Raw genomic sequence first — 25,179 nt, forward strand, 5'->3', positions numbered from 1 at the left:
CCCCCCAGCAATCTCCAGTCTTTGTTGGACGCAGCCGCAAATTATTGAGTTGCGGCAGCTATATGACCGCAATTGGCGCGTTCCTGCCAAAACCGGAGGCCGGCTATCGGCCCCGTGCGGTCATACCTTCCTCAGCAAGTCTGTGAGGCAGTCAGGGAATACGGTGTCGCTGGTTTCTCCAAGCTCTTGCTCAGACCACCAGCGATGATCGGCCATCACGTCTCGCTCATTCTCGGTCCAACCGGCGTCGGAGACGGAAGGCCGGAATGCTGCATATGTCAGGATTTCTGCGACATGCCGCCCATGTACTGATCAAGATGGCTCTTCCACAGCGCTGGTTTGAACATCAAAGCGTGGCCCATGGGCGCAGCAATGAACTCTCCCTGTCCGCCAGCCGATAAAAACCTTTCGAAATTTCCTCGGCAGTGCTCGATCCGATAGTACTGGTCATGGATTCCGTGCAGCCAAAGCGTCGGAATTCCGGAAGTTGCGCCACGTTCAAATAGGCTCGGATTTACACTTTCATGTTTGCGGCAACCCTTGCCCAGCCACCCACCATAACCGGTTCGCGCAGGTTCAGCCTCTCAGTGAGAAGCAAAGGAAATCGGCTTTTCGATTGGGTCACAGGGTCAGTCTTCCTGCGACTTCTTATAAGCCTCGACTATCTCTTCGAGCGAGACCCCATCGATAGAAGACGTTACAACGCGCCCTGTGGCGACGGAACGCCGACGCGAATGGCCTGCGAAAAAGACGGCGAAAGACCGTCCTCGTGCGCTCTTGCCGCGATGTGTGCGGCCGACCGCAGTTGCGACAAGGGAACAGAGATGTCCAGCGCGCGCCGGTCAAAGGCGTATTCCGGCAGGTATCCGTTGACGATGAGGCGCCAGTCCATCGGCACGGCGTCGCCTGTCACACGCATCATCTTGACGATGGTCGTCGTGCAATTGGTCGTCAGCGAATTGTAGAAGGCGGGCCTGGCTGCGAGCGCGTTTGCGTCTGAGACGTACTCGCGCAGAAGAAGCCTCGCAGCCGCCGGCGTCGCCCTCAGGCGGTAGATCTGGACGTCCTCACCGCGAAAATTGGAGCGGAGGCCGATCACATCCCTTTCGTCTGCCGCGATGATGACCAGAGGACTGCTTTTGAAGAGGTCCGCCAGCGGTGAGAACGAACCTCCGGAAAGGCGACGCACTTCGATAGACCACGCCAGATAACGGCCGTCGTCGAAGCCGAAGCTCATTATGACATGCGCGATGGTCGGACCTGACCAGTACGACATGAACATGTCGACGCTCTTCAGCTTGTTCAGGTCGTAACTGCGCGTCGTCCATCGTTCCGTGAAGTCGGTGGCACTGCGCCACTCGAAATCGCGGACATTTGTCAGCGTCAACAGATCACCGTCGAATTCGCCGGTGACCTGACGAGCAACATCCGGAGCCCACGCGCCATTTGCCTGCGGCTCGATCGTGCTCCACCAGAAGAGGACAATGACGAACGCGGCCGCAAACGCGAGGACTGCACGAATGCGTCTCCTGCCAAAGAGCGCCACGATGACGGAGGCGCCAAAAAGCCCGAACAAGATGGCGCTGGCTTGCCTGCCGACCTCGGGCAACGGCAAGCGGTACCAAAGCGCGAGCGACGACCAGGCAACGGCAACGGCGACGACTGACAGGAGCACTGCAATGACGATCGCACGGACCGGTCGAACCATTTTGCTTTTCCAAACGAGTTTGAAGCGTTCGTCCTGATCGTTGGACCCTATCGGTTTCCGGACTTGAAGCCTAGAACCTATCCGAAGCGACGGGGCTCCGGATTCTCTATTTTGGTATGGCTTGAATTCCGCTGGCAAGCGGCCCCTCGCTTTTTCCGGCGCTGAACGATATGCACGATCTTGCCTGATCCAACATGAAGAGCATCCGATGATCCACGAATTGCGCATCTATACATGTCTGCCGGGGAGGCTGCCGGCACTGCAGCAGCGTTTCGAGACCGCGACGCTGGCGATCTGGGAACGCCTCGGCATCCGCTCACTCGGCTTCTGGACGACGATGATCGGTTCTTCCAGCAACGATCTGACCTACCTGCTCGAATGGCGGTCGCTGGCGGAGCGCGAGCAGAAATGGGCCGAGTTCATGGCCGATCGCGAGTGGCAGGAAGCGAAGGCGAAGAGCGAGGCGGATGGGCAGATCGTCGCCAACATCGTCAGTTCGCTGCTGCAGCCGACACGCTTCTACCGCGGCTTCTCCAAACCGTCGGAATAACGGCCAGAAACTCCGCACGCAATTGATTGAGAAGTGTTTTCGGATGTGTTTCGGCGTGGAAGTTTTATACGCCGGTTGACAGAGGAGGCTTCCGGCGATCGACGCACGAAATGGCTGCGAAGTTGCTTCGACCGCCGACGTCGATCCAAGCCACACCGCTTTGGCGCAGATCAATCAAATGTCCGCTTTTCGGCCTATTGGCCCTAGCATCGGACGGTCTCCTTCCGGCCCCAAATCCGTCACCCATCGAGCGGGAGCCGACGTCCGCAAATGGCGCAATCTGCACGAGGCGGACTTCCGCCGGGGCCGCCGCCATCTCGACCATCAAGCGGAAACATGACAATTGCAGAACAGCGCAGCCATCGTTCGTTGATCCCGCAAAAAGGAAACGCCAGAGCAAAACCCTGGCGTTTCGGTTCAGGCCACCAGACCCTTGGTCAGCTCCGACGCCTACCGCTCGAACAGTCGGCGGTAGATGCCGTCGCTGCGGCGGATCAGCGCCTGGTGGTCGCCCTCTTCGACGATCTTGCCCTTGTCGAAGACCAGCAGAGATAGGGAGTTTTGCGACAGCTACAGTGACTGGTTGGCGCTTCTGCGTCATGACGGCCATCGGTCGAACTTGTGTGAAAACTCCAGCGTAACCAAGCAAGTGCGTCATTGGTTTCAGCGTGACGGGATCGGTTCAGAGCCTGCGAGCTTCCAGACGCCGCTTATCGCGCCCGACATAGTCGGAGCCCAGCTTTGTCAGACGGAATTGTCGTTTCTGAAATTCCCCGCGGATCAGGATGAAGCCTTGCTCTTCGGCTTCGCTCAATGTCTTCAGGCTTGTGCCTTTAGGGGGAGACTGCCAATCCACGCCATCGGCGCTGTGCAGCAATACCATTATCTTGATAATCGTGTTTCTCCATGGCTGATGCAGACAGCCGCACTGCGTCGCTTCGCCAATCCGCTGGCTCCGCTTTCTTGATTTGCCACCATCCGGTAAAAAGTAAGCGGTGTTCCCGGGTCACGGTTTGACGCTGGCTTGGGTCTGACCGATACCAGCCGATTCATCGGCCCGTAACGCTTTCTTGATCTCGATAGCAGCATCAACGAAACTGTCGAACTCTTCTGCATCGAAAGGGTAATATTGATAGTTGCCCGATGCTTTAGAGGCTAACACCACATAGACGCCGCCGCTTCCGCTATCGCGTTTAATACGCAAGGACATAATGCAACTGCCGTTCATAATTTGAACGTCTGATTGTCGGATTATCTTTCCAGTCAGCACTCTCTTCAATGATTTAAACAGTCCCGCCATCAACCCTTAGAACTCCAACAGCAACATAGTCAGACCTAGCTCGTTTCTCATTGGTATCATCGTGTACAGCGGAACGAAAGCTTAGCGGTTTATCGCGGTGCTTTCATTTTACGGCTCAGGTTGTGCTCGGACAGATAGGCCCATGGTAGAAGAGTGTCGATCTGACTGTTCGGGTGGCCGTTGACGATCTTGGTGAGCACGTCGATGAGATAGCCGAGCGGTTCGACATCGTTGAGCTTGGCCGTCTCGATGAGTGATGCGATGGTCGCCCAGTGCTCGGCCCCAGCGTCGGAACCCGCGAAGAGGGCATTTTTCCGATTGAGAGCAATTGGCCTGATAGATCGCTCGACTGCGTTGGAGTCGATTTCGATGCGGCCGTCATCGATGAACCTGGTCAGCCCATCCCAGCGCGACAAGGTGTATCGGATTGCTTCGGCCAGTTTTGTCTTCTGGCTGATGAGGCCGAGCTGTTCGGTGAGCCAGGAAGCAAGACTGTCGGTGATCGGGCGGCTCTTCTCCTGTCGGACGGCGCGGCGTTCGTCTTGGGCGCGGCCACGGATGTCGTCTTCAGTCCTGTAGAGTTCGGCAATACGCCGTAGCGCCTCGGTGGCAATGGGTGCGGGACCGGCAGCGGCCAGTTCATAGAAGCGACGTCGAACGTGAGACCAGCAGAATGCCAGGGACACGGCATTTTTGGCCGCAAGCGGTCGATAACCACTGTAACCATCGACCTGCAGGACTCCGACGAAGCCTTCGAGATGAGTCATCGGGCGCTCGGCCTTGCGATCCGGTGCATAGATATAAACGACACCCGGCGGATCACTTCCCTGCCACGGCCGGTCATCACGCGCATAGGCCCAGAGTTGGCCGGTCTTGGTCTTGCCACGCCCCGGATCGAGCACCGGTGCTGTCGTCTCGTCCGCGAAGAGCTTGGATGATGTCTTCAACACGTCGAGCAGCCGTTGATGGACCGGACGAAGGTGCCAAGCGGCACGGCCAACCCAGTCGGCAAGCGTCGAGCGGTCGAGGTCGATCCCTTGCCGCTTGTAGATTTGCGCCTGACGATAGAGCGGTAAGTGGTCGGCATATTTGGAGACTAGAACCTGGGCAACAGTTGCTTCGGTCGGAATGCCGCCTTCGATTAATCGGGCGGGAGCCGGAGCCTGGACGACGACATCCTCGCAGGCCCGGCAGCCGTACTTCGGACGGCGAACAACCAGTACCCGGAACTGGGCCGGAACAATGTCCAGCTTTTCGCTGATGTCTTCTCCGATCCGATGCAAATCATGATGGCAACCTGGGCAGGCATGATCATCGATATCAACGACCATCTCGATCCTTGGCAGGTGAGCTGGAAGCGAGCCTCGGTTCGTTCGCCGTTTGGCGACCCGCGTCTGGCGCAGATCGGTTGAGGCCTGTTCTTTCTCCTCCAGTCCGTCCGCCTCGACCTGTTCGGCCTCTTCCAAGCCCAGGAGAAGCTGATCCTCGGGAAGCGTTTCGGCGCGGCGACCAAAACGATGACGCTGCAGTTCCTTGATAATCTGCCGTAAGCGAGCATTCTCCGCCTCGCGCGAAAGCACCATAGCTTTCAGCGCGTTCAGGTCATCCGGAAGCTCGTCCGCTCTGATCGTCATGGGCAAAGAACAGCATATTCAGCCCCGCAAGACGAGATGTCTGGTGCGGCTGATTCAATTCGTCGCGGCTGCTATCCGGCCTGAACAGGCGTGCGCGTTTCGCTCGGCGCATGCACGCGTTTCCAATCCAGCCCTTCGAATAGAGCCGAGAACTGGGCGGATGTCAGATGCATCACGCCATCCTGCATCCGGGGCCACTGGAACTCGCCATCCTCAAGCCGCTTTGCCACCAGGCACACGCCGCTCCCATCCCAGAAGATCAACTTGATGCGGTCGGTTCGCTTGGCCCGGAACACGTAGATTGTTCCGGAGAACGGATCGGCTCCCATCTCAGCCTTCACCAGCGCGGCCAACCCCTCTGCACCTTTGCGGAAGTCGACAGGCTTCATGGCGATCATGACTTTAACCGCGCCTGACGGACAAATCACGATGATGCCTTCAGGGCTTGAATGACGGCTGCAATCGTCGCGGCATCCGTGCCAGGTGCGATCTTCAGTATCGCTCCATCAATCTCCAACTCAATAGCAAAAAGATGCGGAGTGTTCCTAGCTATCGTCTTGCGCCGGGTCGAAGGCCTTTCCGCTGCGATATCGATCACTGCTGGCACAAACATTGCTGATGAGGCTTGCTCTGGCTGCTTTCGCAACTGCCGCCGCCAAGTGAACAACTGACCGGGCGATAAACCATGCCGTCGAGCAACAGCACTCACCGACACCTCGCCGCCATAGCTCTCAGCGACAATCTGGTGCTTCTCCTCATCGCTCCACTCGCGACGGCGGCCAGCGCCGGTGAAAACCTCAAACCGCTGCACCACATCATCAGCCCTGGTGCTATGCGTAAGTGACCTGCCACTGAACTTTCATCCAGCTGCGATTAGAGCCTCGGGGGTTTTGAATACGCCAAGTGGCGCGGTGTGAGCAACCGGCGGAAACGCGAAGCTTTCATCTTGCGCAGCGTTGGAGCCGGTTGCGGCGATGGTTTCGGCATAGCTTGCCGGGGTCTGGTATCCGAGCGATGAGTGTGGTCGGAAATGATTGTAATCGTCGGCCCATTCAGCGATGGCACTTCGGGCATGATCGAGGCCGAAGAACAGGCTTTCGTTGAGCAGCTCGTCGCGCATCCGGCCGTTGAAGCTCTCGACATAACCGTTTTGCATTGGCTTTCCCGGCGCGATGTAGTGCCACTCGACCTTGTGATCCTTCGACCAGGCAAGGATGGCATTCGAGGTGAATTCCGTGCCGTTGTCGGAGACGATCATTCCCGGTTTGCCGCGCCGTTCGATGAGGGTCGTCAGTTCGCGAGCGACGCGACGACCGGAGATCGAGGTGTCCGGGATCGCCGCCAGGCATTCGCGCGTCACATCATCGACGACATTGAGGATGCGAAAGCGTCTGCCGCAAGCAAACTGGTCATGCACGAAGTCCAGCGACCAGCGGGCATTGGCCTTCGCTTCGACCAGGATCGGTGCACGCGTGCCGACAGCACGCCGCCTGGCTTTGCGCTTGCGAACGGAAAGTCCTTCCTCGCGGTAGAGCCGGTAGATGCGATTGACCCCGGACGGTTCTCCGTCCCGCCGAAGCAGGACGAACAGTCGCCGATAGCCGAAACGCCGCCGCTCATTGGCGAGGTCGCGCAGCTTCGCCCGCAATTCTACCTCCGGCGGTCGACTTGACCGATAACGCACCGACTTACGGTCGGCGGATATGATCTGGCAGGCCCGCCGCTCCGAAAGACCCATGACGGCCTTCAGATGCATGACGCCTTCACGCTTGGCGGCAGGCCCTACCATTTTTTTGCAAGAAGCTCGCGGAGCGCGGCTGCATCAAGCATCTGTTCGGCCAGTAGCTTCTTCAGCCTGGCGTTCTCGTCCTCAAGCGCCTTCAGCCGCTTCGCCTCGGACACCTCCATGCCGCCGTATTTGGCCTTCCAATTATAAAACGTCGCTTCTGAAATTCCGTGTCTGCGGCAGAGGTCAGCCGCCTTTGCGCCAGCCTCCTGCTCACGCAGCACACCGATGATCTGCTCTTCTGTAAATCTCTGCTTCTTCATTCGTCCGTCCTTCGTAAGGCCGGACTCTAATCAATTCTGGAAGAAATTCGCAGTGGCAGGTCATAAGTCCTGTAATCGTCATATGTCGAAGCCCCGTTCGAGCACAACATCAACGATCAACCGGCAGTCCGGAAGGTGGGGGTAAAACAGAGCTTACGGTAAAAACTCATTGATTTAAAATGATTGTTTTGGCCAATCGGCGTTTCGCAAAAAGCTATTTTATAAAACTCCAATAGGCTTGGTCAATTCAATCGCTGTCGGCGCGCGTTTAACGACTTTGCAGCGTTGTCCTCACTATCCCTGGGTGTAGCGTCCTGCCGATGGCATCGACGTCCGCTCTCGGCCCGGAGCGGACTTCCTTCTCAATGCAGCTAGCCGCAATCAGTCCCTCCTGGTTTGAGCCTGAATCGGCCTCGAACATTGACCTTTGCTTGTCTTCACGCCCGTAGTTGATGGCCCCTTGAATAGGTGGCATTATCATGAGCATGGGTTTAGACCGCAAACCGCAGGTACGCAGCACGACGCCGCCGTCGGAAAGTGTCATTGCGAGCTGGTACGAGAACGCCAGTTTACTCGATAGCTACAGCATTGACTTGAGCGCATCGGAACAGTCGAGCATGCGCGAGCTGGCGACGCGGACACTCGTCAATCCACCCGCGTGGCAAAAGGCGTTGATCGCGCTGCGTGACGCCATGGTTACGCCCTTTCGCATCAAAACCTCCGATACGGTCAGGACGTCCCGGGATAGCCATGAACGGGTGGACTTCTTCCCGGTGCACTGGGAGGCCAAGGACGAAATTGTGCTCGGTACGGATGACCGACACCTGGACTTCCGGCTATCTCTGCTCCGACGGCATTCTCCAATAGGCACGTTGCTCATCGCGACAACCGTTGTGCATACCCACAATGCCTTGGGCTTCACCTATCTCAACGCGATCAGGCCTTTTCATCACCTCGTGGTCAGGGCCAACCTGGCACGCTGTGCACAAACACAACCGCAGTAGAGCTGCAGAAACCTCGAATTTCGAACGATAAAACACGGCGGGGCGAACCCGCCCTGTGCTTCTTCCCACACAGTCCACTCTGAAAAGCCCTGCCATTCCAGGCCAACCGCATGGGCAGAATTCTTGATTTTCGCACGATGCCGTCAACCCCCTTATCAGTTTGGCGACGGTTGGGAGAGCCGCAACACCGGTTTCCAGCACCCAAGGCTGCTTAGCTGCCATTCTTGCTGGTTGAAGGTCCTACTTCATGATCGCCAGTGCTGCTCATCCAAAGGACGGACAATAGGCAGCCCAACCCTGCCACGGCGAACATGCATCCCATGGGAGCGGGCGTTCCGTTGGCGAAGAGGCCAACAGCCGCTGAGCCGCCTATACCGCTACCGTATTGGATGGCACCGAGGAGTGCCGAAACCGTTCCCGCGCGATGCGGGAAATCCGCCAATGCGCCGGAGATCGAATTGGCAACGATGAAGCCGTTCATCCCGATAAAGAGCCAGGTTGATATCGCCAATCCCCATACGCCGCCAAGACCAGTGAAGGTAACCACGGCCACGACAAGTCCGGTAATCGCTGCACCGATAGCACCGATCAACAGCATTCGGTCGCTACCCAGCCGAGTGACCAGTCGGGCATTGATCTGGTTTGAGATCATGAGCCCCACGATTCCCACTGCGAACAGCAATGCGTATCTCTCAGGCGACAAGCCATAGAAGTCGATAAACGCAAAAGCCGAACTGGCTATATAGGCAAAGGTGCCGCTGAAGAAGAACCCGGCCGTGCCCGCGTAGCCGACAAGCTTTCGGTTTCGGAGGAGTGAGCCATAAGCAGCTAAGGCTTTGGTCAGGGGTTCATGGTTCCTGTTGTCTGATGCCAGAGATTCCGGCAGCGTAAATAGGCCCGCCAAGGTCGCCATACCGATCACGACGAGCACCCAGAAGATGACTTGCCACGAGCCGAACACAAGGATTTGGGCTCCAAGGCTTGGTCCCGCCAATGGTGCAATAGCCATAACCGTTATCAGGGTCGACAGAACGCGTGCCGCGCGATCTCTGCCGTAGAGATCACGGACAATGGCTCTGGATAGCACTACGCTCGCACATGCCCCAAGCGCCTGAATGATCCGCCAACCAATCAATTGCCATCCGTCCGTGGCGAGGGCACACCCTGCCGAACCGATAATGAATATGACGATCCCAATCGCTATCGGCATACGGCGCCCGAAGCGGTCGCTGATCGGCCCCCAGAAGAGTTGGCCCAGGCTGAAGCCGATAAGATAGCCCGACACCGTCCATTCCAGAGTGCTCTGACTGGCACCGAGCGACGCGCTCATATTGGGAATGGCGGGCAGATAGAGGTCCGTCGAGATCGCCGCAAAGGCCATCAGCGTGCTGAGGATCGCCAGTCGTTGAAATTCCCGCAGACGCGAAGGTGTCGATACACTGCTCCCGATCCGCTCTGCTACCGTGCGCTGCTCGTCCATGTGATCTCGTCCCAAATCGCCGCAGTTTCGCTTATGCCAACGGCAGCCTGCCCGTGGGTGCACCGCGGTTCGTGCAATTGGCAGATGACCGGGCGGCTCGCGGCGATTGGCCGCGAGCCCATTGATCAGCGGTTGATCATGCTCTGCTGCTGGACATTGTAGCGTTCACCCTGGATCTTCACCGCAGCAAGAACCTTTGCCAGATCCTGTCTGTCCTCCTCGGTCAGCTCGACGTCCGCGCCGCCGACGTTCTCCGCGAGACGATGCAGCTTGGTGGTGCCGGGGATCGGAACGATCCAAGGCTTTTGCGCCAGCAACCATGCAAGGGCCACCTGAGCCGGCGTTGCACTCTTGCGCTCGGCGATGCGCCCCACCAGTTCCACGAGCTTCAAGTTAGACTGGCGAGCTTCTTCGGTGAACCGAGGCAGCGTGCTGCGAATATCGCCGTCACCGAAGCTGGTGCCGGTGTCGATCTTGCCGGTGAGGAACCCCTTGCCGAGCGGGCTGAAGGGGACGAAGCCAATCCCCAGTTCGTTAAGGGTCGGCAGGATCTCGTTCTCTGGTTCGCGCGTCCACATGGAGTATTCGCTCTGCAGGGCAGTGACCGGGTGAACGGCATTGGCACGGCGGATGGTATCGACCCCTGCCTCGGACAGACCGAAGTGCTTCACCTTGCCTTCTGCCACCAGGTCCTTGACGGCACCGGCGACGTCCTCGATAGGGACATTGGGATCGACGCGATGCTGATAGAACAGGTCGATCACGTCGGTCTTGAGCCGCTTGAGCGACTGCTCTGCGACGAAGCGAATACGTTCGGGACGGCTGTCCATTCCCGCTCGCGCGTTGCCATCCTTCATGCCGAACTTAGTGGCGAGCACTACGTCCTTGCGGAATGGAGCGGCGGCGTCGCCCAGCAGTTCTTCGTTTGCCGCACCATAGGTCTCGGCGGTATCAAAAAAAGTCACACCGCGATCATGCGCGGCGCGGATCAGCGCAATGGCGTCATCGCGATCCGTCGCCGGGCCATAACCAAACGAAAGGCCCATGCATCCCAGGCCGATGGACGAGACGTTCAGTTCTTCGCGACCCAAAACTCTCTTCTTCATCTAAAATTCCTTTCCTCATCTAACGAGACGAAACTAACGGATTTCCCACTGAACGATAATCCGCTGATATGCGCATGATTTCAGAAACGGAGCTCATGAATGGCGCAGGACAACATCCAGGACCTCGTGGCATTTCTCGCCGTCGCGAGAGAGCGCAGTTTCACGCGTGCCGCTGCCAAGTTGGGTGTCTCTCAGTCCGCCGTCAGCCACACAGTCAGGGAACTGGAAGCGAGGCTGGGGCTCAGGCTGCTCACCAGAACGACCCGAAGCGTTGCGCCGACCGAGGCCGGCGAGCGCTTGCTTCGCACGGTTGGTCCTTACGTAGACGGCATAAAGCACGAGTTCGATGCGCTCAGCGAACTTAGAGACAAACCTTCGGGCAAGGTCCGATTGACCTCTGACGAAAACGCAGCGGAATCCATCCTATGGCCGACCATTCATCGCCTGTTGCCCGAATATCCTGACATTGAGGTCGAGGTCGTAGTCGACTACGGCCTCAGCGACATCGTGGCCGAGCAGTATGATGCTGGCGTACGGTCCGGGGGATACATCGCCAAGGACATGATTGCAGTGCGCATCGGACCGGACATGCGCATGGTGGTGGTCGCCTCACCGACCTATCTGGAAAGCCGGGAGCTTCCGCTCGATCCCAAGGATCTCACCTCCCATGACTGTATCAACCACAGGCTTCCGACCTACGGCGGCGTCTATCCGTGGGAGTTCCGCAAAGATGGCAGAGAGGTCAATGTCCGCGTCAAAGGGCAGCTCGTGTTCAACACCGCTCACATGATCCTTCATGCGGTGCTTGCTGGCCACGGCCTGGCCTATATGCCGGAGCAAATGGTGGTGCAGCGCATCCAGAATGGGCAGTTGGTCCTGCTGCTCGACGACTGGAGCCCCACCTATTCCGGATATCACATCTATTATCCAAGTAAACGGCAGGCCACACCGGCTTTCCAAGCGGTGATCAAAGCGCTCCGCTATCCACAGAGACACTCATTCGCAGTCGATTGATGAATTTCCTCATCACGGCTAGAAGAGCTGCCGATCTAATCGTTTCCTCGACTGCTTCCTAAATATGAAGGTCTGAGCGGACACCCCCATAGACCCACTTTCCTGACTGCCTGCAGAACAGCGCAGCCATTGTTCGCTGAACACGAGAAAGGAAACGCCAGAGCAAAACCCTGGCGTTTCGGTTCAGGCCACAAGACCCTTGGTCAGCTCCAGCGCCTGCCGCTCGAACAGTCGGCGATAGATGCCGTCGCTGCGCCGGATCAGCGCCTGATGATCGCCCTCTTCGACGATCTTGCCCTTGTCGAAGATCAGCAGCCGGTCGAGCGCCCGCACCGTCGATAGCCGATGGGCGATGACAAGTGTGGTGCGGCCGTCCATCAGGCGTTCCATCGCCTGCTGGATCTGCACTTCGCTCTCGCTGTCGAGGCTGGAGGTCGCCTCGTCGAGGATCAGGATCGGCGCATCGGCCAGGAAGGCGCGGGCGATGGCGACGCGTTGCCGCTCACCGCCCGAGAGTTTGACGCCGCGTTCTCCCACCATCGTCTCATAGCCCTTCGGTAGGCTCAGAATGAAGTCGTGGGCGCTCGCCTGTTTCGCCGCCTGCTCGATTTCCCGCCGCGAGGCGTTCGGCCTGGAATAGGCGATGTTTTCGGCCAGCGTGCGGTGAAACAGGATCGGCTCCTGCTGGACGATGGCGATCTGGCCGCGCAGGCTTGCTTGCTCGACCCTGGCGATATTCTGCCCGTCGATGCGGATTGCGCCCGAGTTCACGTCGTAAAGGCGCTGGATGAGCTTGACGAAGGTCGTCTTGCCCGAGCCCGAATGCCCCACCAGCCCGACACGCTCGCCCGGCTCGATGACGACCGAGAAATCCTCATAAAGCGGGCTGGGATGCGCGCCGTATTGGAAGGTGATGTGATCGAAGACGATCTCGCCCTTGCCAATCCTGATCGGTGTGGCGTCCGGCCTGTCTTCGATGCCGAGCGGCATCTTGTCGAGCAGCACCAGCTCTTCCATGTCGTTGACGGCCCGTTGCAGATTGCGGATGTCCTGACCGACATTGCGCAAATAGCCCTGCAGGACGAAGAACATCGCCAGCACGAAGGTCACATCTCCAGGCGTCGCCAGCCCCTGCTGCCACATGACGAGGCCCGTTCCCAGAATGCCGGCCTGCATGGAGACCATCATGAAGCCCTGGATCGTGCCGCTCAATGTGCCGCGCTTCCATGTCCGCCGCGTGCGCTTGTCCCACCTGCCGAGCACATGGCCGAGCCGGATCTCTTCGCGGTTTTCGGCGCCGAATGCCTTGACCACCGAATTGCAGCTGATCGCATCGGCCAGCGCGCCGCCGAGCTTGGTATCCCAGGCATTGGCAAGCCTTGCCGCCGGCGACACGAAGCCCATCGAAAGCGCCACGGTGACGCCGATATAGATCAGCGATCCCAGGCCGACGATCAGCCCCATGATCGGCCAGTAACTGCCGAGCACGATGCTGGCGCCGACCAGCATGACGATCGACGGCAATAGCGCCACCAGCAGCAGGTCGTTGAGCGAATCCAGCGCCCACATGCCGCGGGTGATCTTGCGCACCGTCGAACCGGCAAAGCTGTTGGCGTGCCAGTCGGTGGAGAAGCGCTGCACCTTGTGGAAACCACCATTGGTGACATCCGCCATGGTGCGCAGCGTCAGCCGGATGATGCCGTTGAAGATGAAATAACGCAGCGCCACGCTGCTGAAGCCCAAAGCCACGACGATGACGAAGGCGCTGAGCGCGCCGTCGGCCGCATTCGTGCCGGCGATGGCATCGACGATCTGGCCGGAGAAGACCGGCACCATGACTTCGGCCAGCGTGCTCGATATCACCAGCACGATGATCAGCCCCACCAAAGCAGGCCGGTGGGTCCAATGATGAAAGATAAAGCCGAGCACGTTGCGATAGGCATCGGCGCGGAAATCGAGCTTCTTGCGAGTCATTTGAACCAACCCGGCCGCATATTGGCAACCGGTCCTCAAAATCGAGAGTGAATTGGCACAGCCCAAACGGGAGACGAAATGATCCCGTCAGATCAATCGGGCTATGAAGGGAGTGAAAACCGCATGTCGGGCGCGCCTGAGGCGGGCCGCGAATGGAAATGACCTAGTGTCGGGACATTCCACACGGGAGGATTTTGGTGAATACTGCTGTCATGCAACGCCTCCCTTATGTTCGATCTGACGCGGTAAGCCTCTTGTAGCGAAGGCGATCGCCGTTGCCAACCGGGAATTTACAACCTGACAGAAAGTGATGCGGAAACGACACAATCTGGAACGTGCAGGTTTAGGCAGTGGCGCTTGCCGAGTGCTGGGGGCAGGTTCGTCGAGCCCGAGGCGGACAGGCTATGGCAGACGCGAAAGGTCGGTCGGCTCCGGTTTTGCACCCGCTGCCGTCAACATCGCGTGCACCTGGCCGCGGTGGTGGGTCTGGTGGTTGAACAGTTCGACGGCACAGTGCGCCTTTGGCCTCTCGACCCGCGTTGCACCATCGCCGGGATACCAGACGAGCATGCCGTCAAGCTCTGCGTCGCGCAATCCTGCGGCCCACGCTTCGATTTCCGCATTGCGTTGCAGACGCAGTGTCTTGAACTCATCCCAATCCGATGGGCTTGTCAGCGAGTGCTTGATGGTTTCCTCGGGGCGCCCATTGCCCTTCAATCGCTCCAGTATCAGGGCGTCGGCCCAATAAAGATGGTTCAGCGTCGCGGCGATCGATTGGAAGAACGCCCCTCGATCCTTCCAGCGCTCCGCAGGCGTAAGCCCATCGGCGGCAGTCACCAGAGAGCTGTTCTGCCAGCTGTTGTAACGGGCCATAAGTCGGCAATATCCGGCTGAGATCATTGTCTCGGGCTCCAATGGTTGGCGATGTTGGGTGGAGATAGGCGAATGGTCGGAAAAACCCATAGGGGTTGTTGCTGACTGTTGCGATGACAGCAAGGGGCGCTTCTGCGTCATGATCGCTCTTGGCCCTTTGCAGTCTTGTGGTGCCGTCGCGAAGTGACAGGTCAGCCCGCCCGCAAAATCCTCAGCGTTCGCGCCGCAACGTCCTATATCGTGGCAGGAGAGAGAACTGATAAGTTGGATTCGCCATGAACGAAATCGGGTGTTTGCTTGGCGTCGGCAAGGAAGCCGAGGTGTTCGCATTCGGAGAACTGGCACTCAAGCTCTACAAGCCGGAAGTGTCGAAAGCATCCTCATTCAGAGAGGCTGCTCACCTTGCTGTCGTCGAGAGGAATGGGTTATCCGCTCCTAGAGTTCATGCCGTGAATGAATATGATGGCCGCTGGGGCGTGGTCATGGACCGGGTGCAAGGTCCGTGTTTAGGCGATGTGATGCCATCCACGGACCGGATGCCGATGCTCAACAAGATGGCGCGGTTACATCGCCAAATTCACGCATGTCCCGGTCATGGACTGACTTCCATGAAGTCCAGACTGGCGGCCAATATTCGACGCGCCAGTTTGTTGGACGATGCGCTGCGTGAGCGGCTAATTCGCCAACTTCATGACTTGCCGGACGGCGACTGCCTCTGTCACGGAGACTTCCATCCATGGAACGTGATTGGAGATATCGTGGTGGATTGGCTCGATGCCTGCACGGGCGATCCGTTAGCGGACGTGTGCCGGACGTATGTTTTGTCGCGCCATGCTGCGCCCGAATTGGCGAACGACTATGTCGAAGCCTACGTTTCCGAAGCTGGGATAAAGGCCCACGATGTATTCGCCTGGCTGTCGCCGGTCGCCGCGGCGCGCCTGGCGGAGGGCGTGCCGGATGAGGAAGCCGAATTGCTCCTCCTCGCTGGTGATATCAACGCAGGTCGCTGAGGGGCCTGTGTCGGCAATACCAGGCATGTATCCGTTGGCTCGTTTCTGCCAGAACCTCTCGCCTGCTAATTGGTCCAGGACTGCCGTGCGATCTGCGACCGACCAGTGGCAGCTTAGCAGCGTCGTCTTGGCCGAGCTGGTCCGACTTGTGCCGATCGGGAGCTTGGTTTACGCAAGTCGCATCGGGTTAGTCGAGGATGCCGCTAGTGGGATGGGAAGCACTAGAGCTGTGGGACAAAGACGCGGCTCGCATCGAAAAGCTCTCTGGCGGAGTTGCCAATGATGTCTGGAGCGTTCGCGTCCACGGGCAACTTGCAGTCGGTCGTCTGGGTATCAGGAGCGACGCTGATCTCGCGTGGGAGGCCGAGCTCCTACGCCATCTTGACAGCGAAGGTCTGAGCGTGCCGGTGCCGATCCCGACGGCCGATGGCCGCCTGTTCGCCGATGGCCTGATGGTGATGGAATACATCCATGGCGGGCCACCCGAGACGGAGGCCGACTGGCGTCGCGTGGCCGAGACACTCCGCGAGCTGCATCGGTTGACGCAGGGCTGGCAGCAGCGCCCCGGTTGGCGATCCTCGACTGACCTCCTGCACGCCGAAACCGGGACGAGGATCGATCTTGCCGCGATGCCGCCAAATGGCGTCGCTCGATGCCGAGCGGCGTGGGCGCGGCTTATCGGTCGCGAGACAAGCGTCGTCCACGGCAACCCCAATAACCCTGGCAACATCCGCATGACCGCGAACCGCGTCGCACTGATCGACTGGGATGAGTCGCATGTTGACGTCCCCGACCTTGACCTCGTCCTGCCCTACAATGCCGCCGGTCTGGAAGGCAGTGCCAATGACATTGCCGCCCAAGCATCGGCCGCATGGGAAGCCGCCGTCTGCTGGGAGGACGAATACGCTATCAAGCGACTTGCCGAAGTTCGAGCGGTCTAAGCAACGGCCCGCCAAGTATGGCGCGGCCTCAACCCCAAGAGAAGGCTAGAGCCCAGGCCAGACCCCGCCATCGAGCCGCAGGTTTGTGCCGGTGATATAACCGGCGCGCGGGCTGGCGAGGAAGCAGATGGCGTCGGCAATCTCCTCGAGCGTTCCCACCCGTCCGATCGGCACCTGGGCGAACATCGGCAGCACGCTCTGCTCGATCTCCGTCCACGGCGCATCCGGGGCAAGCCCCTGGCTGATCGCAGCCTTGCGGAAGGCTTCATCGAGGCTGATGCTATGGATCGTCCCGGGTGAAACGGTATTTGCGGTAATGCCGTCCATGGCGACGGCCTTGGCGAGCGAGGCGGTCATTGCGATCATCGCCGCCTTTGCCGCCGCATAGTCCGGCTTCCTGGGCGGAGGCATCAGCCCGGCAAGGCTGGAGATGTTGACGATCCTTCCCCATTTCGCCTCCCGCATGGCCGGCAACAGCCGGGTGGTGATCCTGAGAGCCGCAAGCACATTCCGGTCATAGCTCGCCGCCCATGTCTCCGGCCGCGCCGTCGCCCAGTCTTCCGTTCCACCGGAGCCGCCGGCATTGTTGACGACAATCTCGACGGGGCGAACGAAGGCCTGCGCCTCCTCGGCCAGGCGTTGCACAGCGTCTTCATCCGTCAGGTCGCCGATCACCGTATGCGCCCGCCCGCCGCCGGTGATGATATCGTGAGCGACCTCCTCGGTCTTCGTCCTGTTGCGGCCGTGGACGATGACGATGGCGCCCTCGCGCGCCAGCCCTCGAGCTACGCCTTCGCCGATGCCCTTGCTGCTGCCGGTGACCAGCGCAACCTTCCCATCAAGTTTCAAATCCACGGCGCAACTCCTATGTTTGAGAGATCGGATTAAGAGGACAGGACGATGGATGAGGCAATTACGCACTTAAAAGTGCCCATGGACCGGGGGGAAAGGCATGCCTGCCTCGGGCCGGATGGATCGGTTGCCCATGTCACCAGGGTCCTGCGCATGATCAGCGGACGATGGAAGCTGCCGATCCTGTTTCGTCTGTTCGCCGCGCCATCGATGCGGACGTCGCAGCTGATGCGCGACATTCCAGACATCTCCCAGAAGATGCTGACGCAACATCTTCGGGAGCTGGAGAACGACGAGCTGGTGGCGAGGCAAGACTTTGGCGAGCAGCCGCCGCATGTCGAATATCGGCTGACCGATGCCGGCCGCGGCCTGATGCCGGTGATGATCGCGCTCCGGGAATTTTCCCGCTCTCATTCCCGATAAGGCTGGGCGCTGCTTTCACAACCGGGGCAGGCCATCGCGCGCTAGGCTTTAGGCGCCGATTTTCCCGACAAGCTCCCATATGTCGACCTTCTCGGCGCGTCCCTTGACCGGGGCCAGGCCGAAGGCGCGGAAGGCGAAGCGGTCGGCGACGGCGTCGCGGGTGGCGGCGCTTGTCAGGATCGATGTGTTCAGTTCCTTGTTCATGCCTTCCAGCCGTGACGCGACATTGATCGTATCGCCCATCGCCGTGTACTGCTGACGCGAAATCGCGCCGAAGCTGCCGACGACGGCCGGGCCGGTGTGCAATCCAAATCGCGTCAGGAGCTCGGGGCGGCCATTGCTGAGATTGGCTTCGTTCAAGCCGTCGACCGCCGCTTTCATCGCCAGTGCGCATCGACAACCATGTTCGGCATGGCTGATATCGTCGACCGGGGCGTTCCACATGACGAAAATGGAATCGCCGAGATATTGCACGACTGCCCCGCCATTGCGCTCGGCGATGGTGTTCAGCAGTTCGAAATAGGCAGACAGCGTGTCGACCACTTCCTCGGGCGAATGCTGTTCCGCGATGGTCGTGAAGTCCTTGATGTCGGTGAACAGCACGGTCACATCCTGTCGTTTTGCCCTGACGATCGCTCTCGTCTCGGGATTGACGATCTGCCGGACCACTTCACGCGGGACATAAAGCGCAAACTGAGCGATGGCATGACGACTGGCCGCCAGCGCGCTCGCCAGCGTGTTGATCTCGCTGATCCAGGAGTGGGACATCGGTTTCTCGCCGACTTCCAGATCGCCGATCCTGCGCGCCTCGTCCGCCAGCCGATAGAGCGAGCGGCTGACCATGCGCGACAGCATCACCGAGGCGCCGACACCGGCGAGCACGAAGGCGGCGGCAACGAAGAGATTGCGCAGCAACAGCCGATTGGCCTCCGCCACCAGGTCCTCCAGCGGCACGACGATTGCCGCCACGCTGCCCTCGAACAGGCCGGACACGCTGACCGGGGCGATCTGCACCAGATAGGTTTCGCCATCGAAATCGACCCGTGCCAGGCCGCCGCCTGCAAAGGCCGGATCCTGCCTGAGCCGCGCCACGGTTTCGAGGCTCGGGTCGAAACTGTTTGCCGTTACGGCAAAGGCGCCTGATGTTCTCGACCATAATCCGATGATCCTGCTCATGATAGCAGGGTCGGAATGGGCAACGAGATTGCCGCCGGCATCGACGATGTAAGCCCGGGCTCGCGGTGAAATCTGACCTGCGTCCAGCAGGCGGCTGACGGTCTGCAGGTGAATGTTGATGCCGAGGACCACCTGGCCATCGTCCCGCATCGGGGCTGCGATCGTCAGCGTCGGAACATTGAGAGGTCGGGTGACATAGGGTCCGACGGAAACCGGCACGCCGTCTTGAACGACCGATTGATACCAGGGGCGTTGCCGCGGATCGTAAGATGTATCCTCGCCATTCCGCTCCCCGATCACTAGTGCATCCCGATCGAGAAAACCAAGCGTCGAGATGATGTCGGCCGCTTGTCTGCGTGCGATCATTCTGATCGCGAAGGCCGTGCCATCGGGTGCGGCAAGCGTCTGGCGGACGTCGCGCCGGGCAGTATTGATCACCTGCAGGTAGGAGCCATCGGGATAGCCGGCGTAAACGCTGGTGGCGTTCGGGACGTTGCGCAGAACCTCCTGAAAGAATTGCTGTTTTGCCTTGATATCCTGAGGCGGTGGCGAAACGAGCTGCGGCAGGGTGGATGCCAGCGCCACGGCCTCGGTGCCGCCCTGCAGCGTATTCCGGTATCCCTCGATCAGCCGCAAGCTCATCGCGCGCATCTGCTGCGCGCCGGCGCTGACCGCAGCATCGCTTCCGTGGCTGAATGCCATCCAGATGATCGGCGCCGACGTGCAAAGCAGCGACGCGACGACCAGGACGCCGAGATGCAGTCTTAGGGGTTTGGACCAGCGCACGCGATTTCCCCCGAAATGCGGACACGTCTCGGCAGTTATAGCTCAATGCCCGTCTTGTGGGGCCTGTCTTCGGCAAGCAGGAATGAACAGACCCAACGATGCCAGCTAACTGCTTTTTGAAGGCTTGCACAAGCCGCTGATATCAGTTCTCCCGCCCTGGAGAGAACTTCGCTGTCGCTGCAGAATGTCGCGAGGGCTCAGCGCTTATAGTCGGGCTCGCTGCGATCGAGCGCGCGTTTCACCGCCTCCAGATGGAGCCGGGCCGACTCCGGATCTCCTTCGCGCATCTGCCGATACGCCGCTTCGGCGATCTCAGGCGCGACGGCAAGGACCTGGCGCCCGGTCGACAGGGCGAGCGTCTGCACCTCGCAGGCGCGCTCGAGATAATAGAGGTCGTCCCAGGCCTCGGCGATATTGGCTGCGCAGACCATCACGCCATGGTGCTTCATGAAGACGATGTCGGCATCGCCGAGCGCTGCAGCGATGCGATCGCCCTCGCGCGCGTCGAGCGCCAGACCGTTGTAATCCCGGTCGACGGCCGTGCGTCCATAGAATTTCAACGCGGTCTGCCCTGCAAAGATCAGCGGATCGCCTTCGGTCATCGAAAGGGCGGTGGCATAGGGCATATGCGTGTGGAACGCCGCCTTGGCGCGCGGAATGTTCTTATGGATCCTGGCGTGGATGTAAAAGGCGGTGGCCTCGGGCTGACCGCTGCCCGACACGACGTTGCCGTGAAAATCGCAGATCAACAACATCGAAGCCGTCAGTTCGGCGAAAGCGTAGCCGTAGGGATTGACGATGAACAGGTCGTCATAGCCGGGAACCACCGCCGAGAAGTGGTTGCAGATCCCTTCCTCCATGCCGAGCCGCGCCGCCATCCGGAAGCAGGCCGCCAGATCCACGCGCGCCTGCCAGATTTCCTCCGTATCGAGTTTCGGCTGGTTGGGGCCGGCGGCAGGCGAGGGGGTCGTGTTGAGCGAGTGGGCCATGGGATCGTTTCAGATGGGTGTCGCGGAGAGGGCGGTTATTTGAATTACGCCCGCATGACCCTGGCATCAAGCCGGCTGGAATGAAACGCAAGCGTGCCGGTTAATAAAGCGTCCGCTTGTATGCATCTTCGAGATCGGCATCGATTTTCCGCATCTCATCCTCATCGCTTGGCGCGCCAGTCGTCTCATCCAGAATGATCTTTACAAGGGACGGCATCTCGGTGCGATCCTGAAGATGATCCGGGTTCCACAAGTGCGAGCGCCGGAAGGCCTTGGCGCAGTGAAGAAAAACCTCATTCACCTTGACGACGATCGCGAGTTTGGGAGCGCGGTCGTTGACACTCATGCTTTGCAGAAGTTCAGGGTCAGTCATCAAAGTGGCGTAGCCATTCACGCGCAATGTGTCGTCAAAGCCCGGAATGATGAACAACAGCCCGACGCTCGGATTGGCGAGAATATTGACTAAGGTGTCGAGGCGGTTATTGCCGGGCCGGTCCGGTATCGCCAGCGTCCGCTCGTCAAGTATTTTGACGAAGCCCACAGGATCACCGCGGGGGCTGACATCGGCTTTTCCATCCGGGCTCTGCGTGCCGATGCACAGGAATGGCGAACGCCTGATAAATTCTTGCGCATGTTTGCCGATAGTGTCCTGACACTTCTGAATGGCCAGAGCATGTGTCGCCTCGAACAGACCTCGAAGAGCTCGCTCATCTCTTATGGCGAAATCTGGATTGACCTTGAACTCCTTCATTCCATTTGCCTTTCGAGTTGCGTTATTGGCTTGATCAGCCTTGCGCCATAATGATGTACGTACCTCATAATGTCGCGGTTTGTCAATGTCCGTAACGCGGCAGAGGGTGGGAGCGGTTTCGCCAGACCCGCCGCCGGCGCACTCGACAGTACCGGCGATAATCGAGGCTGGGCCGTGGGGGTAATGACACTTTTCTTGCACCACACGTCGCTGGATTCACGAGGCTCATCCCACCCTCCGTCCTCCTCGGGCTTGACCCGAGGATCCACGCCGCCTCAATCCGCGACGGGCATGGATCCCAGGCTCAATGCCCGGGATGACGGAGGGTGGGGGGCGTTTTGCCAAAGGATATATCTGTGTGGCTGGTCGGAAAGAAATGGCGTCTGTGCCTTACCGCTGAAGCTCGGCATCATGAGCGTTTTTCAGTGCGTCGCATCCCCCAAGCTCTTTCGTAACGCTTGATGCCCACTCCTGCGCCTGCCGTTCGGAAATCGGTAGGTCAGGGACTTCAGTTTCAGCGAGAAACTGCAAGCTCGCTCCCTCCAATTTTGCGATCGCCTCCTCAACGTCCGAATATATCTGCGTTCCTGGAGGACAGCCCTGCTTTTGGATATATCCCAAAAATCGTGGACGCATCGGCTTCGGCTCTGCCCCGCAATATTTCTCCGCCAGGACATGCACCATCAGTGCGTAGTCGATTCCCATGAATCGCGTCTCGATCGGTTCGTTCAGCTTGATACTGTTTCAGCAAAATTTGGGAGATTCGGCATTGGCGGCAACAAGCGGCACGCAGGCAAATATTACGCCGCAGACATAACGAAACAAATCACTTCCCTCCCACATTTTCCAGGCGCGACGACTTTCCTTGTTTGGGAACGAGGCCATCGAGCAGGAAGTCGAGGCCTTTGCTGAAAGCACCGTCCCAGTCATTGTCCAACAGCAGACCAGAGCGTTCGATTGTCGGGTAGTGTTGGCTGAGGCTTGCGAGGCGCTGCTGCGCGGCGGCTCTGTCCTCGTCCGAGAGCTCGAAGCTTGCCCTTGTGGTGGTGGCGCCGATCACATAGTTCCACAGCGACCATATTGCGACGTTCAAATCCGCGTCCGCCACGCCGGCTCTGGACAAGGTTCTGCCCAGCAGTTCCAGGCGAGAAAGGATGTTCGGGCCGAGCGCCCGGCGCGGCAAGAGCGATGCCGACCAGGGATGGCGCAGCATGCCGGCACGCCAGTCTTCAAGCATGTGAACCACGTCGCCGCGCCAGTCTTCCGACGCATCGATTGGCGCCGGGCCGCGATATTCGAGCACCGAATCGAGCGCCAGATCAAAGACCTGCTCCTTGTTGCCGACGTGCCAATAGAGGCTCATCGCGCCGGCCCCGAGGCGATCGGCCAGCCGACGCATCTTCAATCCGTCCAGCCCTTCGGTATCCAGCAGTTCGACCGCCGTCGCGACGATCCGTTCGAGAGAAAGAGGCGGTTCATGGCGCGGTTCAGGCCCGGACTGGGGCAACGGAGTTTTCCGTTGAGACTGCTTGCTCCGAGCGCCGCTGCGTTTGGCTGCCATCCGATTTCCTTAGTGAACAAAACGTCAATTTAAGCCGACAAAGCGACGAATGTCGATGCTGACGGATTGACTCGTACATTGTACGATGCGAGTTAATCGTACAATGTACGAGCCAATCGTATAGGCAACAATTCGACGTTCAAACCTGCAGGCCGTGGGGGAGGTTCCCCTCAGTCCTCAACGCCCAAGAGAATTCATGTCACGCGCAATCACGCATCTGCTCATCGGAGGGCTCATCATCATGACCATCGGAATTTCCGCTGCGACGAAAGCCAACGAGAACGATCTCAAGCTGACCATCGTCAATCCGAAAAACCTCTACGATCCCTCGCCGAACGGCTACAGCACGGCGGTGATCGTGCCGAGGGAAGGCCGGCTGGCCTACATCTCCGGACAGGGCGGCCAGGACAGCACCGGCGCCTTGTCGCCAGACTTCGCCGTCCAGGTGAAGCAGGCCTACGCCAATCTGCGCACTGCCCTCGATGCGCTTGGCGCCAGGCCCGATCAGGTCGCCAAGCTGACGGTCTTCGTGGTCGATCACGATATGTCCAAGCTTCAAGTGTTGACGGAGAACGTCAGGGAGATGTTCGGCGCTGCACTGCCGGCGCAGACGTTGATTCCCGTTCCCAAGCTGGCGATCGACCCCATGCTCTTCGAGGTCGAAGCCGTCGTCATCTTGGAATAAGGATGGCTGGAATAGCGGGCGGCGCAAGCTCCGGCAGTCCGCCCGTCAATCTGCCTCCGGCTGCCCGGGAAGCTGTTTGTAAGCCGTCAGAATGGCCTTGATCAAGCCCGGGAAGCGCTCGTCCAGCTCGGCGCAGCGGGTTTGATTGCGCATCTCCACGCCCTGGCGCTCGCTCAGGATCAGCCCAGACTCGCGCAGCACTTTGAAGTGGTTCGACAGCGACGACTTCGGGATGACCCGCTCGCCGAGCTGGCCGAGCGCAGAACAGGTCCCGCCGCAGCCGGCGCCGGAAAGCCACGCGAAAATTGCGGCGCGCTCCGGATCGGAAAGCGCATAAAGGACCGCTTCGGGGCGGATGTCCTCTAATGCTGGGTGAAAGAGCGGTCTCATGAATTTTATATAGCGACCCTTGACATTAAGATCAACAGTTCCGAATTTCTGAACTACGGAACAAGGCCGTCAGTGTCGATGGCAGTCCGGGTCAGAAGGAATTGGATATGGCAAAGCTCACGGGAAAGGTCGCTGTGGTAACCGGGGCCTCCAAGGGCATCGGTGCCGCGATTGCCAAGGCCCTTGCGGCGGAAGGTGCGCAAGTGGTGGTGAACTACGCTTCGAGCAAGGCCGGGGCAGACGCGGTGGTTGAGGCGATCAGCGCCGCCGGCGGCAAGGCGATCGCGGTACAGGGCGATGTTTCCAAGGCCGAGCAGGCACAGGGCTTGGTCGATGCCGCCGTCAGGGAGTTCGGCAAGCTCGACGTGCTGGTCAACAACTCCGGTGTCTACGAATTCGCGCCGATCGATGAGGTGACCGAGGAACATTATCACCGCATGTTCGACGTCAACGTGCTCGGCCTTCTTTTGACCACCCAGGCGGCGGTCAAGCATCTCGGCGAGGGTGGCAGCGTCATCAACATCTCATCGGTGGTCACCAGCATGGCGCCGCCGGCCTCTGCGGTCTACACCGGCACCAAGGGAGCCGTGGAAGGCATCAACAGCGTGCTTGCCAAGGAACTCGGCCCACGCAAAATCCGCGTCAACGCCATCCTGCCGGGAATGGTCGAGACCGAGGGCACGCACACCGCCGGCGTCATCGGCTCGGATTTCCAGCAGGTCATCGTCGGCCAGACGCCACTCGGCCGCGTCGGCCAGCCGGACGATATTGCCGGCGTCGCGGTCTTCCTCGCTTCCGACGACGCCCGCTGGCTGACCGGCGAACGGCTGAATGCCAGCGGCGGCTTTCGCTAAGGCTGGTTGAAGGTTGCGCGCGCCTTGCCGGGCGCGCGCTCCCAGCCAGAGAAACGGGAGGTTGCCGCG

At 59.6% G+C, this 25,179-nt stretch carries 26 protein-coding genes and 1 pseudogene; 8 read left to right on the top strand and 19 right to left on the bottom strand.

The features are described 5' to 3' along the window. Positions 1-697 precede the first annotated feature (697 nt). Positions 698-1,708: a DUF4105 domain-containing protein gene (locus J3O30_RS05965; protein WP_207583337.1), complete on the bottom strand. Its 1,011-nt coding sequence runs from the start codon at positions 1,706-1,708 to the stop codon at positions 698-700. 208 nt (positions 1,709-1,916) lie between these two features. Here J3O30_RS05965 and J3O30_RS05970 point away from each other — a divergent pair, with 208 nt between their 5' ends. Beyond that, positions 1,917-2,258: an NIPSNAP family protein gene (locus J3O30_RS05970; protein ID WP_207583338.1), complete on the top strand. Its 342-nt coding sequence runs from the start codon at positions 1,917-1,919 to the stop codon at positions 2,256-2,258. Positions 2,259-2,708: 450 nt separating this feature from the next. On the opposite strand, the pseudogene J3O30_RS33100 reads toward J3O30_RS05970, so the two are convergent. The 7 genes and pseudogenes from J3O30_RS33100 to J3O30_RS06005 form a co-directional block, all read right to left on the bottom strand. Next, positions 2,709-2,807: pseudogene (locus J3O30_RS33100) on the bottom strand (ATP-binding/permease fusion ABC transporter); the annotation flags it as partial. Between the two features lie 133 nt (positions 2,808-2,940). Next, complete coding sequence (locus J3O30_RS33105; protein ID WP_246762726.1) at positions 2,941-3,141, bottom strand: hypothetical protein; 201 nt, start codon at positions 3,139-3,141, stop codon at positions 2,941-2,943. Between the two features lie 123 nt (positions 3,142-3,264). Beyond that, positions 3,265-3,558 carry a hypothetical protein gene (locus J3O30_RS05985; RefSeq protein ID WP_207583341.1) on the bottom strand — a complete coding sequence of 98 codons (294 nt, stop codon included), beginning with the start codon at positions 3,556-3,558 and terminating at the stop codon, positions 3,265-3,267. An 89-nt stretch (positions 3,559-3,647) separates the two neighbouring features. Then, positions 3,648-5,192, bottom strand: coding sequence for an IS66 family transposase (locus J3O30_RS05990; RefSeq protein ID WP_207583342.1), 1,545 nt, complete (start codon positions 5,190-5,192; stop codon positions 3,648-3,650). A 71-nt stretch (positions 5,193-5,263) separates the two neighbouring features. Beyond that, positions 5,264-5,626 (bottom strand): IS66 family insertion sequence element accessory protein TnpB, encoded by a 363-nt coding sequence (tnpB, locus tag J3O30_RS05995; protein WP_207584271.1) that lies wholly within the window; start codon positions 5,624-5,626, stop codon positions 5,264-5,266. Beyond that, positions 5,617-6,003, bottom strand: coding sequence for a transposase (locus J3O30_RS06000; protein WP_246762727.1), 387 nt, complete (start codon positions 6,001-6,003; stop codon positions 5,617-5,619). Before J3O30_RS06000 ends, tnpB begins: the two co-directional genes overlap by 10 nt. Positions 6,004-6,051: 48 nt before the next feature. After that, a protein-coding gene (locus J3O30_RS06005; RefSeq protein WP_207582029.1) for an IS3 family transposase occupies positions 6,052-7,241 on the bottom strand; the annotation gives its coding sequence in 2 pieces (ribosomal slippage) (positions 6,052-6,989 and positions 6,989-7,241; 1,191 coding nt in all). Between the two features lie 479 nt (positions 7,242-7,720). Between J3O30_RS06005 and J3O30_RS06010 the strand changes: the two genes are divergently transcribed. Continuing rightward, entirely contained in the window at positions 7,721-8,245 is a 525-nt protein-coding gene (locus J3O30_RS06010; protein ID WP_207583344.1) for a DUF2867 domain-containing protein, read from the top strand. A gap of 211 nt (positions 8,246-8,456) precedes the next feature. Here J3O30_RS06010 and J3O30_RS06015 read toward each other — a convergent pair whose 3' ends face one another. Further along, positions 8,457-9,725, bottom strand: a complete 1,269-nt coding sequence (locus tag J3O30_RS06015; protein ID WP_207583345.1) for a multidrug effflux MFS transporter — start codon at positions 9,723-9,725, stop codon at positions 8,457-8,459. Between the two features lie 125 nt (positions 9,726-9,850). Beyond that, positions 9,851-10,831, bottom strand: coding sequence for an aldo/keto reductase (locus J3O30_RS06020; protein ID WP_207583346.1), 981 nt, complete (start codon positions 10,829-10,831; stop codon positions 9,851-9,853). A gap of 99 nt (positions 10,832-10,930) precedes the next feature. On the opposite strand from J3O30_RS06020, the gene J3O30_RS06025 reads away from it, so the two are divergent. Continuing rightward, complete coding sequence (locus J3O30_RS06025) at positions 10,931-11,845, top strand: LysR family transcriptional regulator (protein ID WP_207583347.1); 915 nt, start codon at positions 10,931-10,933, stop codon at positions 11,843-11,845. 183 nt (positions 11,846-12,028) lie between these two features. Here the strand turns inward: J3O30_RS06025 and J3O30_RS06030 are convergent, their stop codons facing one another. Further along, positions 12,029-13,819: an ABC transporter ATP-binding protein gene (locus tag J3O30_RS06030; protein ID WP_207583348.1), complete on the bottom strand. Its 1,791-nt coding sequence runs from the start codon at positions 13,817-13,819 to the stop codon at positions 12,029-12,031. A gap of 402 nt (positions 13,820-14,221) precedes the next feature. After that, positions 14,222-14,719, bottom strand: a complete 498-nt coding sequence (locus J3O30_RS06035; RefSeq protein ID WP_207584272.1) for a DinB family protein — start codon at positions 14,717-14,719, stop codon at positions 14,222-14,224. A 248-nt stretch (positions 14,720-14,967) separates the two neighbouring features. Between J3O30_RS06035 and J3O30_RS06040 the strand changes: the two genes are divergently transcribed. Continuing rightward, complete coding sequence (locus J3O30_RS06040) at positions 14,968-15,702, top strand: aminoglycoside phosphotransferase family protein (RefSeq protein WP_207583349.1); 735 nt, start codon at positions 14,968-14,970, stop codon at positions 15,700-15,702. Positions 15,703-15,908: 206 nt separating this feature from the next. After that, positions 15,909-16,643, top strand: a complete 735-nt coding sequence (locus J3O30_RS06045; protein WP_207583350.1) for a phosphotransferase — start codon at positions 15,909-15,911, stop codon at positions 16,641-16,643. 45 nt (positions 16,644-16,688) lie between these two features. On the opposite strand, the gene J3O30_RS06050 is transcribed toward J3O30_RS06045, so the two are convergent. Next, on the bottom strand, positions 16,689-17,498 hold the full coding sequence (locus tag J3O30_RS06050; RefSeq protein ID WP_207583351.1) for an SDR family NAD(P)-dependent oxidoreductase: 810 nt from the start codon (positions 17,496-17,498) through the stop codon (positions 16,689-16,691). Between the two features lie 45 nt (positions 17,499-17,543). On the opposite strand from J3O30_RS06050, the gene J3O30_RS06055 reads away from it, so the two are divergent. Next, positions 17,544-17,918 (top strand): helix-turn-helix domain-containing protein, encoded by a 375-nt coding sequence (locus tag J3O30_RS06055; protein WP_207583352.1) that lies wholly within the window; start codon positions 17,544-17,546, stop codon positions 17,916-17,918. Between the two features lie 48 nt (positions 17,919-17,966). Here J3O30_RS06055 and J3O30_RS06060 read toward each other — a convergent pair whose 3' ends face one another. The 5 genes from J3O30_RS06060 to J3O30_RS06080 form a co-directional block, all read right to left on the bottom strand. Then, complete coding sequence (locus tag J3O30_RS06060; RefSeq protein WP_207583353.1) at positions 17,967-19,880, bottom strand: adenylate/guanylate cyclase domain-containing protein; 1,914 nt, start codon at positions 19,878-19,880, stop codon at positions 17,967-17,969. A gap of 197 nt (positions 19,881-20,077) precedes the next feature. After that, entirely contained in the window at positions 20,078-20,869 is a 792-nt protein-coding gene (locus tag J3O30_RS06065) for an aldolase (protein ID WP_207583354.1), read from the bottom strand. 100 nt (positions 20,870-20,969) lie between these two features. After that, a complete protein-coding gene (locus tag J3O30_RS06070) occupies positions 20,970-21,620 on the bottom strand; it encodes a pyridoxamine 5'-phosphate oxidase family protein (RefSeq protein ID WP_207583355.1) in 651 nt (216 codons plus the stop codon). Between the two features lie 390 nt (positions 21,621-22,010). Further along, a complete protein-coding gene (locus J3O30_RS06075; protein ID WP_246762729.1) occupies positions 22,011-22,325 on the bottom strand; it encodes a hypothetical protein in 315 nt (104 codons plus the stop codon). A gap of 121 nt (positions 22,326-22,446) precedes the next feature. Next, a complete protein-coding gene (locus J3O30_RS06080) occupies positions 22,447-23,181 on the bottom strand; it encodes a TetR/AcrR family transcriptional regulator C-terminal domain-containing protein (protein WP_207583356.1) in 735 nt (244 codons plus the stop codon). Between the two features lie 196 nt (positions 23,182-23,377). On the opposite strand from J3O30_RS06080, the gene J3O30_RS06085 reads away from it, so the two are divergent. After that, positions 23,378-23,866 (top strand): RidA family protein, encoded by a 489-nt coding sequence (locus J3O30_RS06085; RefSeq protein WP_207583357.1) that lies wholly within the window; start codon positions 23,378-23,380, stop codon positions 23,864-23,866. A gap of 45 nt (positions 23,867-23,911) precedes the next feature. On the opposite strand, the gene J3O30_RS06090 is transcribed toward J3O30_RS06085, so the two are convergent. Beyond that, positions 23,912-24,256, bottom strand: coding sequence for a helix-turn-helix domain-containing protein (locus J3O30_RS06090; RefSeq protein ID WP_207583358.1), 345 nt, complete (start codon positions 24,254-24,256; stop codon positions 23,912-23,914). A gap of 107 nt (positions 24,257-24,363) precedes the next feature. Here J3O30_RS06090 and J3O30_RS06095 point away from each other — a divergent pair, with 107 nt between their 5' ends. After that, positions 24,364-25,110 carry a glucose 1-dehydrogenase gene (locus J3O30_RS06095; RefSeq protein WP_207583359.1) on the top strand — a complete coding sequence of 249 codons (747 nt, stop codon included), beginning with the start codon at positions 24,364-24,366 and terminating at the stop codon, positions 25,108-25,110. Positions 25,111-25,179 lie beyond the last annotated feature (69 nt).

The organism is Rhizobium sp. NZLR1, from assembly GCF_017357385.1.
Taxonomy (GTDB): Bacteria; Pseudomonadota; Alphaproteobacteria; order Rhizobiales; family Rhizobiaceae; genus Rhizobium.